Origin of the sequence: Tenacibaculum sp. FZY0031 (assembly GCF_036350695.1) — a bacterium.
Taxonomy (GTDB): domain Bacteria; phylum Bacteroidota; class Bacteroidia; order Flavobacteriales; family Flavobacteriaceae; genus Polaribacter.
Map to the genome: position 1 here is coordinate 85904 of NZ_JAZDVY010000004.1, position 20431 is coordinate 106334.

Here is a 20431-nt window from a genome sequence, read left to right on the forward strand (position 1 = left end):
AATGAGAAAAACTGTATTATGTGTAATTGTTGGGTTAATGGCAATTATGGCAAGCGCTCAAGAATTTCAATTTGAAACTGCATCAATTGATTACGGAAAAATTAAACAAGGCGCTGATGGGGTCCGTGTGTTTGAGTTTACAAATATTGGTGCTGAACCTTTAATTATAAAAGATATCAAATCTACTTGTGGGTGTACGGTTCCCAAAAAACCAGAAAAGCCAATCATGCCAGGTGAAAAAGGACAAATAGAAGTGTCATACGACACTAGGAGAGTAGGAGGGTTTTCAAAAGCCATTACGATTATATCAAATGCTAAAGCATCCAGAAAAATGCTTACAATAAAGGGACATGTTGAAAAAGAGAAAGAAAAAGAAAGGGTTTAATAATTTAAAAGCCTGAGTTTATTACTCAGGCTTTTTATCTCTAATAGGAGAGATGATTGATTTGGTAATAGATAGTCCCCCACAGATTATCATATTGTAATCATCGGGGACAAATGTATATGCTTTTTATACCTTTAAATTTAAAAAAGGTATGAGTGTGTAAATATTAAGTATGAGAGAAAGCATAAAAAAAAAACCGAAGCATTAGCCTCGGTTTTTATATCTATAAAAGGGTATAAAATTTTATCCTTTAAAACTTGCTTTTAAGAACTCAGAGTTCATACGAGCAATGTTTTCTAATGAAATTCCTTTCGGGCATTCAATTTCGCAAGCTCCTGTATTGGTACAGTTACCAAAACCCTCTAAATCCATTTGTGCTACCATATTTTTAACACGTTCGGTAGCTTCTACTTGTCCTTGTGGTAATAAAGCGTATTGAGATACTTTAGCTCCTACAAATAACATGGCAGATGAGTTTTTACAAGTAGCAACACAAGCACCACAACCAATACAAGTGGCAGCATCCATGGCTTTATCAGCATTTTCTTTAGGAACTAAGATAGCGTTAGCATCGGTAGTATTTCCAGAAGTATTTACTGAAATATAACCTCCAGATTGTTGAATTCTTTCAAAAGAACTTCTATCAACAACTAAATCTTTAATTACTGGGAATGCAGCAGCTCTAAATGGCTCAATGGTAATTGTATCACCATCGTTAAACATACGCATGTGTAACTGACAAGTAGTTACACCACGATCTGGCCCGTGTGCTTCACCATTAATAAACATAGAACACATACCGCAAATTCCTTCACGACAATCGTGGTCGAATGCTACAGGTTCTTCACCAGTGTTTACTAATTGCTCATTTAATACGTCCATCATTTCTAAGAAAGACATATGCTCAGAAATATCGGTCACCTTATATTCGACCATTTTTCCTTTATCACTTGCGTTTTTTTGACGCCAAATTTTAAGTGTTAAATTCATAATTCTCTCTTATTTGTATGAACGTTGTTTTAATTCAATATCGTTAAACTCTAATTCTTCTTTGTGTAATACAGCATCAGCTGGTTCACCTTTATACTCCCAAGCAGCAACGTAAGCAAAATTAGCATCATCACGTTTTGCTTCTCCTTTCTGAGGGCCGTCTAATTCAACAGACTCTTCTCTAAAGTGACCACCACAAGATTCTGTTCTGTTTAAGGCATCTTTAGCGAATAATTCCCCAAGTTCTAAGAAATCAGCAACTCTTCCTGCTTTTTCTAACTCTGGGTTCATTTCATTCGCATCTCCAGGAACAGTTACGTTCTTCCAGAAGTCTTCACGTAACGCTTTAATTTCAGCCATCGCTTCTTTTAACCCTTGCTCGTTACGAGCCATTCCACATTTATCCCACATGATTTTTCCTAATTTCTTGTGGTAGTAATCTACAGAATGTTTTCCTTTATTGTTAATGAAGAAGTCGATACGATCTTTAACTGCCTTTTCAGCTTCTTCAAACTCTTTCGTAGCTGTTGAAATTCTTCCTGTACGAATATCATCAGATAAATAATCACCAATGGTATAAGGTAGTACGAAGTATCCGTCAGCTAAACCTTGCATTAATGCAGAAGCTCCTAAACGGTTAGCACCGTGATCAGAGAAGTTTGCTTCACCAATAGCATAACAACCATCAATGGTAGTCATTAAGTTGTAATCTACCCAAATTCCACCCATGGTGTAGTGCGTTGCAGGATAAATCATCATTGGTGTTTTATATGGATTGTCATCTACAATCTTCTCATACATTTGGAATAAGTTTCCGTATTTTGCCTCTACTACTTTTTCACCCTCAGCAATAATTTTCTCCTGTGAAGGGTTTTTAACTCCGTGTAATTTACATTGTTCTTTACCGTAACGCTCAATAGCTGATTTAAAATCTAAATAAACAGCTTCACCAGTAGCATTTACACCGTAACCAGCATCACAACGCTCTTTTGCAGCACGAGAAGCCACATCACGAGGTACTAAGTTACCAAAAGCAGGATATCTTCTTTCTAAGTAATAATCTCTATCTTCTTCAGCGATTTGAGTAGGTTTTAATTTTCCTTCTCTAATTGCTAATACATCTTCCATTTTCTTAGGAACCCAAATACGACCATCGTTACGTAACGATTCAGACATTAAGGTTAATTTAGACTGGTAGTCTCCCGAACGTGGAATACAAGTTGGGTGAATTTGTGTGTAACAAGGGTTTGCAAAGAAGGCTCCTTTTTTGTGAACTTTCCAAGCCGCTGTTGCGTTAGATCCCATGGCATTGGTTGATAAGAAATACACATTTCCGTATCCACCAGAAGCGATTACTACTGCGTGTGCAGAATGACGCTCAATTTCACCAGTAACTAAGTTACGAGCAATAATACCACGAGCTTTTCCATCAACAATTACCAGATCTAACATTTCATGACGATTGAACATTTCAATCTTACCACGAGCAATTTGACGGTTCATTGCTGAATACGCTCCTAATAATAATTGCTGACCAGTTTGACCTTTCGCATAGAACGTACGAGATACTAATACCCCACCAAACGAACGGTTATCTAATTGACCACCATAATCACGTGCAAAAGGAACTCCTTGCGCCACACATTGGTCAATAATATTTGCAGAAACCTCAGCTAAACGGTAAACGTTTGCTTCACGAGAACGGTAATCACCACCTTTTACAGTATCGTAAAATAAACGGTAAAAAGAGTCACCATCACCTTGATAGTTTTTTGCTGCGTTAATACCACCTTGTGCTGCAATAGAGTGTGCACGACGAGGTGAATCTTGGTAAGCAAAAGCTTTAACGTTGTATCCTAATTCTGCTAACGTTGCAGAAGCAGAACCACCTGCTAAACCAGTACCTACTACAATTACGTCAATTAAACGCTTGTTAGCAGGGTTTACCAAGTCAATTTTATCTTTATAAGTTGTCCATTTGTCTTTTAATGGACCTTTTGGAATTTTTGAATCTAAAGTTGCCATACTTGTTGCGTATTAGTGATTGAAATGATGAAATAATGCAATAATTACGAATCCTAATGGAATTAAGATCGCGTAAAGCTTACCAAAAGTTTTCAATCCTTTAGTATATTTATTATTTGCTCCCACAGATTGGAAAGCAGAATTAAATCCGTGTAATAAGTGTAATGCTAAGAATACAAAAGCAATTACATAAGCACCAACTCTAATTGGGCTTAAAAACTTGTGTTGTAGTTCGTGGAAGTACCTAAACTCTCCATCGTGTAAACCACTCCAATCACCTTGAATAAATTTGGTGTTGATTTCTGGAAACCAAAAATCGATAAAGTGTAATACAATAAAGGCTAAAATAGCAGCACCACTGTAAATCATGTTTCTACTCATCCAAGTAGAGTTTGCAGCTCCATTATTTTTAGCATAGCTAACCTTACGAGCACTTTTGTTTTTAATTTCTAAGATGAATCCCATTACAAAGTGAAACACCACACCAAATATTAAAATGGGTTGCATTACATATTGAACTAACGGATTTGTTCCCATAAAGTGCGACAATTTGTTAAATGTAGCTCCATTATCTGGAAAAATCGAAGTAATGTTAATTGCAAAATGTTGTAATAAGAAAAACATCAGGAAGAATGCCGAAAGTGCCATGGCAAATTTTCTTCCGATAGAAGATTTTAGTAATCCGCTCATTATTTTGTTTGTTGATTAAATAATAGCACAAATTTAAGAGGATGACAGTACTTGAACAAACTTTACGAATTGTTTTCTTAAATATTTAGAATGGGTTTAAATAGTAGTTAACAAAAACAGTTTTTCTTAGTATTTATAAGGATGAAAAAGAGAGCGAGTTTATGGTTTTTGGTATGAATATCTTTAAAAACCGTATTTTCTAAATGTTAAATTGACTCTTGGTTTTAAATATTTTGGATTTTCAGGAAGGCTATGTTCGTAGTATTCTTGACAATCTTTTTCCATAACTAACAAACTTCCATGCCTCAGAAGTATTTTGTTTTCAATCATGGTTTTATTTTCTCGAAGATAAAACATGCGTTCTTCACCTAAACTAACGGAAGGAATGATATCAGTATTTCCAAAAGCCACTTTATCTGAATGATAATCAATGCCAGAATTTCCATTGGGATAATAAATGCATACACAAGTTTTAAACTCCTGTCCAGTATGTTCTTCTATTTGTCTTTTTATCGGAAGCATATATTTTGGCCATTCCATAACGTTTCCCCAAATCGGTTTTGGAAAAATATTTTTCTCCAACAAGTCAGAATCAACAAACATTACTTTACCAAAGTTATATTTAATTACCTCATCAGATGGAAGTTTCATTTCCATCATATTTGTAAGTTCAGACAGGCTAGTTAATTGCTGAAATAACTCTGTAGCTTCTTTTTCAGGTAAAAAATTAGAGTTGTAACTGATAACATTGTTAAGGTTAGTAGACATTTTATATTGTTAGTTGATGGTTAAGTTCAGTATTGATGCCAGTTCTTCAGGTTTTTCAAGAGGAATCATATGACCACAATTCTTAATCATTATATATGTTCCTTTTTCAGTTTTATTGGCAAATTCTTTTAGTTTTTTGGGGTTGACAAGGGCATCATTTTCAGCAGCAATAAAAAACATAGGTGTGTTTAAGGTTAAAACTTTTTGCGAAATATCTAAACGAGTTGAAGTTGCTTTTAATTGACGAAGTAGTACGTCTTTTCCTAAATCGGCATCCATTTTTTTAATAACAGAAATAATTTCGGAATTACGGTGATTATCTGTGTGTAAAAATTGTTGAATTCTTACTTGAGAGATTCCTTTGTAGGTGTGCTTTTCTAAAAAGTCAATAGTGCTTTTTCTTAGTTGAATTTCTGAATCACTCAATCCATCAGTATTAGCAGCAACTACAACTAACTTTCTCACTTTTTCAGGATAATGAACACTAAAGTTCATAGCAGAAAATCCACCTAAAGAAAAACCAATAATTGTAGCTGGTTCTTCAATATGATTCAGTATCATTTGATTAATTTCCTCAAAAGAATTAGCAGGAGTAATATCAATATGTACTGGAAGTATGTTTTTTAGTTTAGGAAAAACATATTGCCATAAATCTACCGTACACATGGTACCTGAAATTACATATACTTTTTGCATTTATCTATTATAATTAGAACCAACCAAACATTTATTATTTTCCCATTTACCAAAAAGCCTTTTTTTAGGGATAACCTCATTATTACAAGTCAGAAAATTACCGTTTTTATCTTTTTTAATAATTTTTAATTTTCCTTGATGAATGGCATTGATTACTCTATACATTAACCCATTTTTAGGAAGGTTACCACCTTTTTTAGAAAGTGTTAAGCCAATTTCGTTGTTAAATAAATCCATTTCAGAAGAAATTTGATCAGGAATAACACCGTCTTCCAGTTTTCGCTCTTTATATGTTTTATAGTTGTCTTTTTCGTGAGCTTTGCCAAGTGAACGAGCTGCATTTTCTCCAATTGATTGTCGTAACAAAGCCATCCAAAAAGCATGACGAAAAGCATCTACTTGTCCGCCTGCATAATCGCCATCTAGTAAGGGAGAAACTCTTAGAGAGTCACTTACTCTCGATGCTTCACGTGAAACAATAAAAGCTTTTTTTGCTTTAAAAGGATGGAGTAGTACCCATGTTTTTTGGGTTCCTTGTAGTTTTTTAAATTGTTGCCAGTTGGATTGAGCAGTGGTGTAAAAAGGGGGTAAAAGAACTAAAAAAAGCAGTTTTTTAAGCATAAAAGTTAATTTTTACTGCTAATTTGCTCTTCTAATTCAACAATTTTACTTTCTAAATCGTGTAATCTATCATAAACATCAACAGGTTCAGGCATTTGTTTAGAGGCGAACATAGTTACATACCAAACTTCCATAATTTCCTCAGCATTTATGGTATAAGTAGGGTAGTTGCCATCTTTATTATCACTTTTTAAAATAAGTTTACCTCTTTCTTCTATTCTATTAATGACACGTTTTAAAACAATACCATCATTCTTACTTACAATTACATAGATACGACCATCTTTAATATCATGTAAATTCTCAACATACTTTCCAAAAACTAAATCTCCATCAAAAAAAGTACGCACCATAGAGTTTCCTTGTACTTCAAAACAACGAAAGGTGCCATTATTAAGATGAGGCATATTAAAAGAAGGAAGTTGTTCTATATAATTTGAATCTCCATAACCATTTAAATAACCAGCTCTTGCTTGTATAGGAACATAAACCACGTTTTCATTACCTGAAGAATTCACAGAAACAACCTGAGGAACTCCAGAATATGTTTGAATATTTGTAGGTTCAGTTTTTAGCATTGCATCACTTTTTCCAAATAAATAGTCGGGATTAATGTTGAATTCATTAATAATAGAAGTAAGAACATCGTAACCAGGTTTTGTTTTTTTTCTACTACCGTCAGACTGAGGTCTCCCATTAATAATGCTATCTATAGTGGTTCCAGTAACCCCTATTTTTTTTGAAAAAGAAAAGTTATTTAAGTTAAAAGCATCTCTAATTGCTGCTATTTTTTCGGAAATTCCCATAACATTTTATGTTTTTACATATTGCAAAAAATAATTAAACTTTTGTTTGTTTGAATGTGTAATATGTTTTATATTTGCCTCGTTAATGAATTGCTAATATACAAAAAAATTGTAATAATCAAACATTTGTGTGGTTTTAGCGATTGTGTTTTTAAGATTTTAACTTGATTTTCTTCACTTTTTTGAAATCTATACTCGTTTATTCAAACATTTTTTTGAATAAAACCAAAATCAAGAAAAAAGAACTGTTAGAAAAGCAACTAAACAGGGCTCTTTTTTGAGCTTGATTAAGAATTAATTAAAATTTTATAAAAATGAGTAAAAAACCAATCAAATCAAACCTATTTAGGTTTGTAACATTACGTAGTCCACAATTAATTGAAGACAAAGAAATCGGATTTGTTTCGTTTCCAGAAGAAAAAAAAGCAGAGAGTTTAGCTTTTCAAGTAATACAAGGAGCTACTACAAACGAAGAAAGAAAAACAGCCTTAAAAGGAGCTTATAGTACGAATTTTACACCCATAGCGAGTAGGGTAGAGATTAAAAATTTACACGAAGCGTTATATCAGTTTTCTGGATGGTTACTGCGCAATAAGACAGTATTATCGTATGCTGGTATTGATGCTAATTTATATGCAGCACAAGAACTTACTGTTGATGAAGAGTTCGTTTTATGGGAAAACTTATTTTATCAAACCATTAACAAGGAATCGGCTATTGTTCGAGAAGGATTGATTCAAATGTTGGTAGCGAATAAGTTTTTAAAAGCATTTAATGTGTTTACTAACAGCTTTTCACAAGAAACAGAGGGGGAAATTGTTTTTACAGAAGAAAATGAAAAAGAATTTGTACGTAGAGCGAATGCAAGTGTTATTGTGCCTAAAGAAGTGGTTATTTCAGATCAGCAATTTGAAGGAGGAGCTACAAACATAAGTCCTAGTTCATCAGAGTATTTGACATCTAGTTTACAGGTTGAGATGGCTAAAACACGTTTACAACAATATGAACTAGGTTTAAAGGAAATTGAAAAAGCTGAGTATGTTTATAATAAAAGTGAGCAGGTACGATATAAAGAAGCTTTACAAGCTCATGAATTAGCTGTAGAAGATATAAAAAATGTAGCTCAACCAACGATTCAAACAATTGTAGACGCTACATCAGGATTTGAAAAAAGATTAGAAATATATCCGGATTTAGAATTGCCTAAGTTTGAATTTGAAAAAGCAGAAGAGATTAGTAGAGCTGCAGACGGTACAACGACAACTACTTTTCAGTATTCAGAAGGGACTAAAGATTTATTAAATTCTGAAGGACTTAAATTATATGATAATTTTTATGAGGCAAAAACGGTTCTTAGACAAAAAATAAAAGAAGAGAACCAGAAAATTTTAGAAAACACTCCAGAAAAAGTAAGAGCTGTTTCTATTCAAGGAGGTACTCTAAATTACAACCTTAGTAAAAGTACACCTTTGTACTCTTATTCGGGAGATGTTTTTGGTCAAATAGGGAAAGGATCAAAAATTATTATGTTTTTAAAGGTTGAAGATTCTACTAATGTAAGAGTAACAGAAGCAAACTATACTTTAGATGATATTGATGCTCAAGTACCATATACCGGAACTTCATTTAAGAGTAGTCCTGCTAGTTTTGATGATACGTTGTTACGAATTGAGTTATTTCCAGAAAATTTACAACAGTTAATTTCAGGACCTGTATTTGGTTTGAACGGTAGTTTTGTTTTAAGTAACGGAGTGTCGTTAGAGTTTAAAAACATTATGTTTCAGGTTAAGTTTGATGATGGGTACTATGAAATAACTAACAATTTTGTTGGTCAATGTATAGTTAGTGGTAATACCTCTGAGGGTCCAAGTACTGATGGAAAAGGTGTTCTTTATGGAATATCTCAATTAGGAGTAGCAGATTTTAGGCGAGTAGAACAAGAGGTGTGTTGCTATGTGCCCGGAGAAGTGTCGCATATAGAAAATATCATGGCACGCGAATATAAAGAACGTTCTACTAGAGATTTAAGAGTTTCAGAAACAACTACGGAAACAACAACAGAAAAAGAAGTAGAAAACCTAACAGACACTACCTCAACAGAACGTAATGAAATGCAAAACGAAGCGTCGTCTATTGTAAATAGTGATAATGCTACTAGTTTTGGGGCTAATGCTAGTTATTCTGGTTTTGGTTTAAGTTTAGGAACAAGCTTTAATACTTCATCTTCTAATTCTTCTTCAGATTCAAACCTACAAGCACAAACCTATGCGCAGGAGGTAACAGAAAGAGCCTTAGAGCGCGTGGTACAGAAGATTAGTACCAAACGTACGTCTCGTATATTGCGAGAATATGAAGAGAATAATACTCATGGATTTGATAACCGTAAAGGAGATAAACATGTTACAGGAGTGTATCGTTGGGTAGATAAGATTTATAAGAATAAGTTGATAAATTATGGTAAACGCTTAATGTATGAATTTGCGTTACCAGAACCAGCGAAGTTTTATATTGAATCATATTTGAAAAATGGCGAAGGAAATGAAAAAACACCGACAGGACAAGTAATTCCTAAGAAACCTATTCATCCGAAAGAGTTGTTTGGAGGAGTTAAAAATTCAAAAGAATTAAATGATACAAACTATCAAAAAATAGCCTCTGAGTATAATGCAGAAGTTTCTGCTTTTTTGGATCCAGAGGTGAAAGTGAGTAAATCGTTTAAAGTTAACTTCAAAAGAATAACAGGAGATGGAACACAAGAAGGAGATTCTATTAATGAAAATATAGAGTTACCAGAAGGATATGTAGTTAGTGATTATTTGGTTTCTGGAGGTTTTTTCTCTCATGGTTCAGGAGATAGTAATGGAGGTGAAGTATATATATCAGTTGGAGGAGAGACTCACTATACAAAAGGGAATAAAGAGATTTTATTTAGTTCAGATAGATACTCATTAAAAAGCAAAAAGATTAAAGGAGCTTTAGCTGTTTCAGCATCAACATGGGATATGTTTGCTATTAACTTTAATGTAAGTGTAACATGTAAAGTGACCGATGAGGCACAAGAAAAGTGGCAGAATGAAACTTATAAAGCTATTATGGATGCTTATAATGAGCGTTTACAAGAGTATAATGACTTTATCAAGTCTCAGGAGTTAGAGAATGAACCAAGTGAAAAGAAAAAAGAATTGAGTTCTCAAATCAATCGTAGTATTGAAAAACGTGAACTAAAACGTATTGCTATCGACTTAATGACAAAACCTTTTGATGTTGTTACTGCTCAAGATAATTATAAAGAGAATGGTAAAGAAACTGGGGCTAAGCATGTAGCTAGAAATCTTAATTTTCAAGAACATGCAGAAACTGTTAAGTTTTTTGAACAAGCGTTTGATTGGGAAATTATGGCGTATACATTTTACCCATATTTTTATGCTGATGAAAATGATTGGGATGCTAATTTTGAGCACAACGAAGGTAGCGACCCTGTTTTCCAAGCCTTTTTACAAAGTGGTATGGCAAGATCAGTAGTACCTGTACGCCCAGGTTTTGAAGAAGCTGTAAACTGGTATATGAAAACTGGTGAAATTTGGAATGGTCAAGGTATGGTTACCGATATGGACGATGATTTATATGTTTCTGTTGCCGAAGAAATGCAAACCATTGAAGGTGAGGTAGAAGGTACTTGGGAAACCCGTGTACCAACAACCTTAACCGTGTTACAAGCAGATTCTGTTGTATTAAACGAAGGAGGTTTGCCGTGTAATCCAGATTGTGAAGGTCAAGGCTTATTTGATGTAAGTACTTATAAGATAGGACAAGGACCAGATGGTGTAGATTACGATATTGTGGGCGATACTAATAATGTAGCATAAGTGCAGTAAAAATGTTTGTTTAACAAACATTTTTCTATACACACAGTCACAAACCTCACCCAAAAAATCAATAAAACGTATTGTGTTTGTTAGTTCCTTCCTCTTTTTGAGAAGAGGAGGGCTGGGTGAGGTTTGTTTTTTATTAATCATAAAAAACAAAAAAAATATGCATGCTCATGAATATGGAAGCAAACATTTTAAACACAAAACCAATTTTAATGGATTGGTGGTGTTTTCAGATGTTCAGCAACAAAAAATAAAAGAAACAGCAGTTCCAAGCCCTAATATATATGTAGAAATAGAAAAAGGAGTACAACATCCCAATAAGTGGTTTTTACATATCAATAGTACATTATCTGGAGAATATGGAGATTTTTTTTTGCAAGAAAATCCACAACCAGTAGGTGAAATTTTAAATGATTTTGATTACGATATAAGTCCAGAAAACACAGCGTTTATAAAGTCGTATTATGACTTTAGTCTTGGAGAAATTACCTATTATAAAATAAACGAAAAGTTTTATATAAAGCTTTGGGGAGACATCCTTAAAGATGATGCTTTTTTTGAGATTCAAAACAGCTCAAAGTCAAAACAGAAAGAAGAAGTCAGCATTGAATACGATGCGTTTATTACGGTATTTGTTTCAGATAACGGAGCAAAACTAGAAAGAGCGTACCAAAATATTACCAAAGTAAATACACATCAAATAGTGGTGTTTATAGAATCTGGTGGAGGCACGAATGCTTTTGGTACGGTATTCAGAATTCATAAAGGAAAAAATGTAAAAACTTTACCAGAGGTAGATAGGTTAACTCTTTCTAAAGTAGCAAAAGCTTTTGGAGTTCAGGTACAAACCAATGACCTTTCTGAAATGATCAAAGAAGAATTAGCAGAGGAAGATAGTGTGTTTTATTTGTTGGTTACTAAAAAGTTACTGAAAGGAGGAAGAATCATACGATGGTCTACCAAAGATGTTTTTACAGATATATCAGGTGGGTTAAAAAACGCAAGTAAAGAAGTAAACAAATTAAAGTTAGGAGAAGAACGGTGGAATACGGCTTTTAAAGATGAATCTGGGTCTAAATACAATCCGTTATTACCTAAATTACGAGGAGAAGGTAATTTGTTTGATGTAGAAAAGTTTAGCAACGACGTTTATAAAACCTATATACAACCAGCAGCTACACAAGCCACTTCAATAGCAAAATTACTGCTTAAAAAAAGACGATTTGCAAAACTGATACCGTTTGATATTAGTAAGGTAATAGAGGTATTGGATGCTATTCCTACACAGCTACAAGACTTTTTTGATAGCGTATCAAACCATTTGTTGGATTTATACGAGTATATCAATGGATTGTTAGTAGGATTAATTAACAGTATTATAGAGTTTGTTAAATCGTTTATTGATATTTTAGCAATGCTCTTTGATGTGCTAAACGCAGCCATACAAAGCACTGAGTTCTTTGAAAATCCAGCTAGTTACCTAAGTTTGTTTGCAGAGAGTTTTGAAAACCTTATAGATGGTTTTGTAGCACTGTTTACGCTAGAGAATTTAAAAGCTATTTTTGGCTTTATAGCCAGTATGCCGGCATATGCTGTAAAAATTGTATTTAGGTTTTTAACCTCAGATATAAAAATAAACCCAGGAGCCTTAGGGTATTATATTGGTTTCTTCGTTGGTTTTGTAGCTTCAGAGGTTGCTACCTTCTTTTTAACAGGAGGAACAGGAACGATTGCTAAAGCATTAAAAGAAACGTTACGATCGTATAAAGCGTTAGCAGAAATACCTAAAAAAGCAGCAAAAGCGTTAGGGAATACTGTGGAATTTGGCATTGATACATTTGTAAAGTTAGTTGATGTTATTGCAGACTTTATAAAAGATATTCCAAAGCATCTTAAAACACTAAGAAAATGGTTAGATGAGTTTTTTGAAGGGTTGTCTAAGGCAACGAGAACTTTTAGGGATGATATTTATACACTTTTTGAAAAGTTTGATGTAGCTATTAAAAAAGTGCCACAGCAACCTGTATTGGCGAGTGGTGTTCCAGTTCCAGTTGGAGAAAATCTATATGCTTTAGTAAAAGATGGTAAAGAGTTTTTCAGGGGAACAAAAAATGAAGTAGAAGAACTTGCTGAGAAACTAAAAAAACTTAGTGAGGCTGATGCTAAAAAGTATTTGGATGATGTGTTGAATAATTCATTAATTAAATCTTTTGAGGATGCATACAATACAAGGTACAAAAGTAAAGATTTGCAAGATTTAATTGATTTTGGTTTTGCTTTGAATAAATATGGTAAAGCTGGAGGACAAACAGTCAAAGAAGTTAATTCTGTTGTAGAAACATTAATTAAAAACCTATCTAAAAACAGATTGAAGAAGTATGTTATGGTATCAGGAATGACTTATGTAAAGAATGGAAAAATATCTAAAACATTTACAGCACACAATTTCACTAGAAAAATTGAAGGTGTTGATGAGATAGGTGAATTTTCAAAAGAACTTAATAAATATATAGATAGTGAAGGGAAAATAACAAAGTTTCAGAGGTTTTTAGACAAGATGCATCCAAGTTTAAAAAAACGTTATATGAAGCATCTCGACGAGGTAAAAAAAGGGTTAAACGCAGATACGGATGATATTTTAAGAGCGGGAGTAGAGGCAAGCCATGGTGAAATAAGAGCGTTAGATGCCTTACTAAAAGAAATAGATCCTTTAGGAAAACTAGGAGACGAGGTTTTTAAGAATATAGTTGGTTACAATAGGTTTTTGAGATTTGGTGCTAACAAAATTCAGCCACCATGTGTTCATTGTAATTACTTAACAACATTTGTAAAATTTATAGGATTATAAAAAATTAAATTATGGATAAAATATTAAGAATAAGAGAAGAAGATTTAAATTTATTTAGTATGGATGGAGGAGGCTCACCTATATTATATTATCAAGGGAAACCTTTTACAGGATTTTGTTTAACGTATGAAGAAGAAGGATGGTTGTCTGGAGAGGAGGAGTATGTTAATGGGTACCAAGAAGGTTGGGTTAGGGACTATTATAAGAATGGTCAATTAGAGTCAGAATATAAGATGAGTAATAATAAATTAGTTCCTAATACTTCACGTGATTTCAATGAAGATGGTACATTAAAATAATGTTTATGTTGTTAGCTATAGATGTTTATTATTATAAGCAAAGTGCCAAGGTAGTTGGCGCTTTGTTTTCTTGGGAAGATGAAAAACCTAAAAAAATACTAACAACAGTTTATGAGGGAGTAGAAGAGTATCAGTCAGGAAACTTTTATAAAAGAGAACTTCCTTGTATTTTAAAGTTATTAGCGTCATTAGATTTGAATACATTGGAAGCCATTATAATTGATGGACATTGTTACATAAGTAATCAAAAAGAATTTGGTTTGGGTGGATATTTGTGGAAAGAATTAAAAGAGAAAGTGCCTGTGATAGGAGTTGCAAAAAACAGGTTTCATAACACAGAAGAAGTCTCTTTTCCTGTTTACAGAGGAGAAAGTAAAAAGCCGTTATATGTTTCATCAATTGGTTATGATGTAGAGCAAGCAAAAACCAATATTCTTATGATGACAGGAAAATATAGAATTCCCGATATTTTAAAAATAGTTGATCAACAAACAAGAGTTTAATATTTGAAACCAAAACCGCCTAAAACTTTAGGTGGTTTTTTTATGTAAAAAGTTATAGAGAATTTTCAAGAACACCTCTAGATTAAAACATAATGCAAAATATTTGTAATTTGTTTTGTTTTTAATTGTAATATGTTTTATATTTGTCTTGCTTTTCTAACAGTTCATTGTTATTTATTAATCTTTAATGTAAGCAGAAACGAAAAAAAGTTATGATTAACCCCTTTCAGGTCTAGGAAAAAGAAAAAGAATCAACAACTTACAAGTTTTGTCTGCAAGCGCTTTAAAAAAATTAAACATTTGTATGAATAATTTAATATCAGTAGCGTTATCGCAATATGGAGTCAAAGAGGTGAAAGGCTCAAAAGATCATCCTCAAATTGTAAACTATTTTACTTCATTAGGTTTTGATGGAGGAAAATTTAAAGATGAAACCGCTTGGTGCAGTGCCTTTGCAAATTGGGTAGCCAAAAAAGCAGGTTATGAACATACAAACCAGCTAACTGCGCGCAGTTGGTTGTCGGTAGGAGACTCTACTACAAATCCAGAACCAGGAGATGTGGTAGTTTTATGGAGAGAAAATCCTAGTAGCTGGAAAGGACATGTTGGGTTCTTAATTAAAGAAACCAGACGATATGTGTATCTATTAGGAGGTAATCAAGGAAATAGTGTAAGTATTAAAGCATATCCTAAAAACAGGGTATTAGACTTTAGAAAACTAAAAAAGAATGGATAAATTTTCGCATTTCATTTTTTGGTTGCTTGCTTTACTGTCGCCTTTAAATGGAGTGTTAACTACCATGATGTTACTAATCGTAGTTGATTTTATTACAGGAGCCTATGCCTCTTTAAAATTACAAATACCTATAAAAAGCGAACGAATTGGACATACCATTTCAAAGTTTGTTATTTATAACTTGGTAATAATATCAGCTTATTTTTTAGAAAAACACATTGTAAATGAAGTTCCTTTTTTAAAAATAATAGCAGGATTTATAGCTATTACCGAAACTAAGTCAATTTTAGAAAACTACAACAAAATTTATGGAGTAAACCCCTTTAAAGCATTGCACAGTTTGTTAAAACAAGCGGGTATGCAAAGTACCTTAGAGCAAACAACCGAAAAACAAAAAAACAACGACAAAGAAAAAGTTTAGTCGCTAACACTCTTTTTAGCGGCTCTTTTTTATCAAAAACAATTTAATAACGATAAAAAAGAACAAAAATGAAACAAAACAAAGAAACCTTAAAGCAATTTTTTGAAACAGGCGACAAGCCAACACAACAACAATATTCCGATTTAATTGATAGTTATATCGATGCTAAACAGCCAGAAGGAGAAGCAAACCGAAGGTTTGTAATTGACGAATTAGGAGAAGTAAGTGTAGCTTCTGAACAACAAGCTTCTGAATATACCTTATCACCCATTTCTGGAACCAATACCGTTGATTTATTAAAAGACGGAGTAAGCGTATCACAAATTGACTTAACACCATATTTAGATAATACCAACTTAGCACGATTAGTATCAGGAACTGTTGATGCTAATGGATTAGCAACGTTTACACGAGACGATAATTCTACTTTTACAGTAGATTTTGGTGGTTTGAATTTAGGAGGAATAAACCCGACAGATGCGAATTTAGATTCGAGTTTTGATAAAAGTTTAGTTTATAAAACTACTGGTGAAATAGGATACAGAGATACAGCAGTAATAGCTACCAATTTTGCATATGTAAAGTCAGGAAGTATTGCTCATACTCCTGAATTAGGAAGTCTAATAAATCACTATAACGACTTACAATCGGTTATAACTGATATAGTAACAGAGCAAAATAGTGTAAAAAATGGATTTTCTTATACAACTGTGCAATATCAAATAGTAATATTAGACTCTGCTATATATACATTAGACTTAACTAACGATATTAGAAAACAATTAAATATAAATATATTTAGTCTAGAAGCTCCTACTATAAAACTATTAAGTAATATTATGTTTAAAGATGGTGGAATTTATATACCAAACGGAACACTAATATGTGGATTAAATGGACAGGTAAATATTTATAATAGCTTTAACATTAAAGCTAAGGAAATATCCTGTAGCGATGATACAAGTATGAATAACCCGTTAGGAAATGGTGAGTATAGGTATTCTATATTTAAAGTAATTAAAGCCACTGATATGAATGGGTATGCAGTAGCTAAGGTTAATATTAATGCAGACATCATAAACTTTACTCATAGAAATGAAAAGAGGTACATAGTCTGGGAAAGTAATACTAACTATTATGATTTAAAATTAGATATAAGAAGAATAAATGTAATTAGAGACCAACCTGTAGTTACTAGTACTGTATGGTTGTTTAGAACCTATAAATTTAGGAATGTAGAAGCTCGAATAGATTTAATAGATAATTCTAATTTTACTCAATCAGGCTCTCTTTTGATTTTTGCATCTGAAAGTCCTTCTACTATAAATGGTCATGAGTATACAGGTATTAGAAACTATATTATAGGTGACATTATAAACTCTACAGTAGGAACTACCATATGTAATTTAAATACCGGTTCTTTTGTAAATATATTTTTTAATAATAGTGTTATAGATGGTTCATTAAATGTTTATAGTTCTCAATTTGGAAGTCAATCAAATGAGTTTAGACAAGTTAATATAAGTGGAGTATTAAAAACAGTAAACTCTAATCTAACCTTAATATCCTCTTTAGGAAATACTAATAATACAACACTAAAAGATAACGTTTATGTAAGATTTCATAATTTTTATTGGGATGCAGGAGGTAGTAGTAGATTATATCGTGTAAATGTAACAAAATCAATTACTGAAGATGTTTTCAAGCCTTTATTAATACTGGAGGATTGTACTTTTAATATGAATACAGAATTGATAGAAGTTTTAGATTTTACTACCAACACTAACCTAGAAGTTGATTTAAATACGCTTGTAGAGTTTAGAGGTCTAAATAAAATTAATTTTAAAACCTCAGTAGATTACCCAATCTTAAATAATTTACAAGATTATATATTATTAAATACACAACATTTAGTAAATTATGGTAAAATTATACATAATGCAGTAAATTATGACTATTTAGATAATAGAGCTATAAAAGCTAAAGAGGTTATTTATACCCATGAATTAAATTAGTATGTTATGGTAATAACAAAAGAAAAAGACAGATAAAATACTTGATGGATTTGGATGTTGGAAATTTAATATGATAGTTATATAAAAAGTAAATATGATGGCTTTACTAATGTTTGTATATAATTCTTTAGTAAAAACGATAACTATAAAACCTCTAACAAAACACAAAAAGTTTAGCCCCTAACAAAAACAGTTTTTAGCGGCTCTTTTTTATCAAAACCAATTTAAAAACGATAAAAAAGAACAAAAATGAAACAAAACAAAGAAACCTTAAAGCAATTTTTTGAAACAGGTGACAAGCCTACACAACAACAATATTCCGATTTAATTGATAGTTATATCGATGCAAAACAACCCGAAGGAGAAGCAAACCGAAGGTTTGTAATTGATGAAACAGGAGAGGTAAGTGTGGCTTCAGAGCAGCAGGTACCTGAATATACCTTATCTCCCATTTCTGGAGCCAATACGGTTGATTTATTAAAAGACGGAGTAAGTGTATCACAAATTGATTTAACTCCGTATTTAGATAATACCAATTTAGCGAGGTTGGTATCAGGAACTGTTGACACTAATGGATTAGCCACTTTTACACGTGATGATAATTCTACGTTTACGGTGGATTTAAGTAATTTGAAAGATACTGTTCCACAATACCAAGCAGGCTCAAACATTACAATTGATACTACAGATCCGTCACAACCAGTAATAAGTTCATCAGGCTCAAGCATTGATTTTGCAGATGAAAATGGTGAGATTAAATATTCTTCATTGATAGATAAAAGAACAGGGTATTACGATACGACAAACGATGTTTATTACCCAAACATACACAGAAATTCAGGTACTAATGGGTTTCCGTCTTTTTCAATAGACCCGATAGATAGTTTTAATTACTTTGCTTCTAGCGGGTCTGGCAGTAATAGATTAGAGTACATATCTATACCAGATAATAGAAGATTGCATTATAGTATGGATGTCTATTTTTTAGAGGTAAACCAGCCGAATTATGTAAAAGCAAATCTGCAGTTTGAAACTAACGGTTCAGGAGGTTTTAATAATAAACACGTGACGTTATTAACGTCTGATAACACTAGTGAATGGGCTTTTTATTTTGAAAATTACAATGGAAAATCATCAATTGGGATTAAAAACCTTTCAGAGCCTAATAATTATAGGCAATGGGTTGTGTCTGTTGACAACATCACTGTGCATGATAGAATAGCTGCAAATTTCGATCCTACTGTTTTGAATTCAGGATGGGAATTCGGAACTGCTTTGACATCCTCATTCAGTAATTCACCTTCAAATATATTGCAAGGTGAAGATATTTTACCACACGCTAAACCTAACGGTGTTCAATCGGTGGTTGCTGGAACAAACGTGACAATTGATAATACTGATCCATTAAATCCAATAATCAGTGCAGCTGGTGGCGGCGGATCAACAAATCTAACATACACGCCTTCAGCAACACAAGGAATAGTTGAATCAGACTCGGGAACAAATGCTGTAATTCCAGCAGCAGACGCTACCAATGCAGGACTAATGAAAGCTAATTTTTATGAGGAAGGGACTTTTACTCCAAACTTTGTGGATGTAATTGAAGGTAGTGTATATTCTTTTACAGTTGGTCAAGCCAGTTATACTCGAGTAGGCAATCAGGTTACTTTTTCAATAGCTATAAATAATATAAATACTACAGGAACTCCCTCAAATCAAATTAAAATTGACAACTTACCTTTTCCTGCAGTTTTAAATCAAGGAGTTTCTATAGCTGATTTTATAGGAGGAGATGAAAACTTTTATTCAGTTTATGCTTTTGCTTCAGGCTCTAGTATTAACTTTCTAAAGCAAGATGGTTTTAGTGGAGATAATAACTCGCTATTTATAGGAACAACCTATACAAATGGTAGAATAGAAGTATCAGGAACATACATAACAAACGTATATACTCCTTAATTAACCCTAAAAGTCTAACCACTAGCATTCGTTTTTAGGGGTTCTTTTTCTAGTAATCTTTAGTGTTTTGTGTCATTTCGGTAAGGTTTTATTGAGTAGGTTGAGCGTAGCCAAAACCTAAACTTCAAAAGCACCACCTCACCTTTGAACTGACAAACATTTTTCTAAACGCTAAAACAAAAACATCATGATTTTTTTTAACCATAAAACCGATAGGTTGCTATTGGGCGTCATTATAGTGTTGTTATTTGTCAATCTTTTTAACAAAAGAAACCAAAAAGTAGCACCTCAAGCACCTAAAATAACCGTAGTAAAAGACACGGTTTGGCAAACCAAAATAGACACGTTTAAAGTACAAACCATTAAATACAAAAAAGTGTATGTACATAAAAATGATGTCACCAAGATTGTAAAAGACACCATTTTTATCAAAGACACTAACAACTATGTAGCCGCAAAAATATACCGAGATACTTTAAAGAATGCCGATATAGAAATTTATAACTACGATTTGGTACAAGGAAAATTGTTAGATAGTCAGTTGTCGTATAAACTCAAAGTACCCCGAGAAATTACGATTACCAAAACAATTGAGCATCCAAAAACCTACAGAAGTGGCTTGTATCTCTTTACCGAAATAGGAGGAAACCCACAAACCTTTGACAACCTCAGTTTCGGATTGCAATACAACCGAAAAGGAAAATGGTTTGCTAGTTACCGATTAAATATCAACCAACTCAATCAACCTACCCATAATGTAGGTGTAGGATACCGATTGTTGAATTAAAAGAGAAAGA

The 20431-nt window shown here is 32.8% G+C and carries 17 protein-coding genes; 10 read left to right on the plus strand and 7 right to left on the minus strand.

Annotated elements, in window-relative coordinates:
- Position 1: 1 nt before the first annotated feature.
- The gene (locus tag V1T75_RS06560; RefSeq protein WP_330487756.1) at positions 2–385 is read left to right on the plus strand and encodes a DUF1573 domain-containing protein; all 384 of its coding nucleotides are present in this window, start codon (positions 2–4) and stop codon (positions 383–385) included.
- Between the two features lie 243 nt (positions 386–628).
- On the opposite strand, the gene V1T75_RS06565 is transcribed toward V1T75_RS06560, so the two are convergent.
- The 7 genes from V1T75_RS06565 to V1T75_RS06595 all read right to left on the minus strand — a co-directional run bounded on the left by V1T75_RS06565 (position 629) and on the right by V1T75_RS06595 (position 6981).
- Positions 629–1375, minus strand: a complete 747-nt coding sequence (locus V1T75_RS06565) for a succinate dehydrogenase/fumarate reductase iron-sulfur subunit (protein WP_330487757.1) — start codon at positions 1373–1375, stop codon at positions 629–631.
- 9 nt (positions 1376–1384) lie between these two features.
- Positions 1385–3400 (minus strand): fumarate reductase/succinate dehydrogenase flavoprotein subunit, encoded by a 2016-nt coding sequence (locus V1T75_RS06570; RefSeq protein WP_330487758.1) that lies wholly within the window; start codon positions 3398–3400, stop codon positions 1385–1387.
- A 12-nt stretch (positions 3401–3412) separates the two neighbouring features.
- On the minus strand, positions 3413–4090 hold the full coding sequence (locus V1T75_RS06575; RefSeq protein WP_330487759.1) for a succinate dehydrogenase cytochrome b subunit: 678 nt from the start codon (positions 4088–4090) through the stop codon (positions 3413–3415).
- A 183-nt stretch (positions 4091–4273) separates the two neighbouring features.
- The gene (locus tag V1T75_RS06580; protein WP_330487760.1) at positions 4274–4858 is read right to left on the minus strand and encodes an alpha-ketoglutarate-dependent dioxygenase AlkB; all 585 of its coding nucleotides are present in this window, start codon (positions 4856–4858) and stop codon (positions 4274–4276) included.
- A 9-nt stretch (positions 4859–4867) separates the two neighbouring features.
- Positions 4868–5554 carry an alpha/beta fold hydrolase gene (locus V1T75_RS06585; protein ID WP_330487761.1) on the minus strand — a complete coding sequence of 229 codons (687 nt, stop codon included), beginning with the start codon at positions 5552–5554 and terminating at the stop codon, positions 4868–4870.
- Positions 5555–6175, minus strand: a complete 621-nt coding sequence (locus V1T75_RS06590; RefSeq protein ID WP_330487762.1) for a DUF6973 domain-containing protein — start codon at positions 6173–6175, stop codon at positions 5555–5557.
- 5 nt (positions 6176–6180) lie between these two features.
- On the minus strand, positions 6181–6981 hold the full coding sequence (locus V1T75_RS06595) for a LexA family transcriptional regulator (RefSeq protein WP_330487763.1): 801 nt from the start codon (positions 6979–6981) through the stop codon (positions 6181–6183).
- 314 nt (positions 6982–7295) lie between these two features.
- Between V1T75_RS06595 and V1T75_RS06600 the strand changes: the two genes are divergently transcribed.
- The 9 genes from V1T75_RS06600 to V1T75_RS06640 all read left to right on the plus strand — a co-directional run bounded on the left by V1T75_RS06600 (position 7296) and on the right by V1T75_RS06640 (position 20421).
- Entirely contained in the window at positions 7296–10847 is a 3552-nt protein-coding gene (locus V1T75_RS06600) for a hypothetical protein (protein WP_330487764.1), read from the plus strand.
- Positions 10848–11013: 166 nt separating this feature from the next.
- A complete protein-coding gene (locus V1T75_RS06605) occupies positions 11014–13701 on the plus strand; it encodes a hypothetical protein (protein ID WP_330487765.1) in 2688 nt (895 codons plus the stop codon).
- Positions 13702–13712: 11 nt separating this feature from the next.
- The gene (locus tag V1T75_RS06610) at positions 13713–14000 is read left to right on the plus strand and encodes a hypothetical protein (RefSeq protein WP_330487766.1); all 288 of its coding nucleotides are present in this window, start codon (positions 13713–13715) and stop codon (positions 13998–14000) included.
- A gap of 5 nt (positions 14001–14005) precedes the next feature.
- A complete protein-coding gene (locus V1T75_RS06615) occupies positions 14006–14503 on the plus strand; it encodes an endonuclease V (protein WP_330487767.1) in 498 nt (165 codons plus the stop codon).
- A gap of 304 nt (positions 14504–14807) precedes the next feature.
- Positions 14808–15239, plus strand: coding sequence for a TIGR02594 family protein (locus V1T75_RS06620; protein WP_073182396.1), 432 nt, complete (start codon positions 14808–14810; stop codon positions 15237–15239).
- Positions 15232–15660, plus strand: coding sequence for a phage holin family protein (locus V1T75_RS06625; protein WP_125066381.1), 429 nt, complete (start codon positions 15232–15234; stop codon positions 15658–15660). Before V1T75_RS06620 ends, V1T75_RS06625 begins: the two co-directional genes overlap by 8 nt.
- Before the next feature lie 68 nt (positions 15661–15728).
- Positions 15729–17675, plus strand: a complete 1947-nt coding sequence (locus tag V1T75_RS06630) for a hypothetical protein (RefSeq protein ID WP_330487768.1) — start codon at positions 15729–15731, stop codon at positions 17673–17675.
- Positions 17676–17924: 249 nt separating this feature from the next.
- Positions 17925–19634 (plus strand): hypothetical protein, encoded by a 1710-nt coding sequence (locus V1T75_RS06635; protein ID WP_330487769.1) that lies wholly within the window; start codon positions 17925–17927, stop codon positions 19632–19634.
- A gap of 187 nt (positions 19635–19821) precedes the next feature.
- A complete protein-coding gene (locus tag V1T75_RS06640) occupies positions 19822–20421 on the plus strand; it encodes a hypothetical protein (protein ID WP_330487770.1) in 600 nt (199 codons plus the stop codon).
- Positions 20422–20431 lie beyond the last annotated feature (10 nt).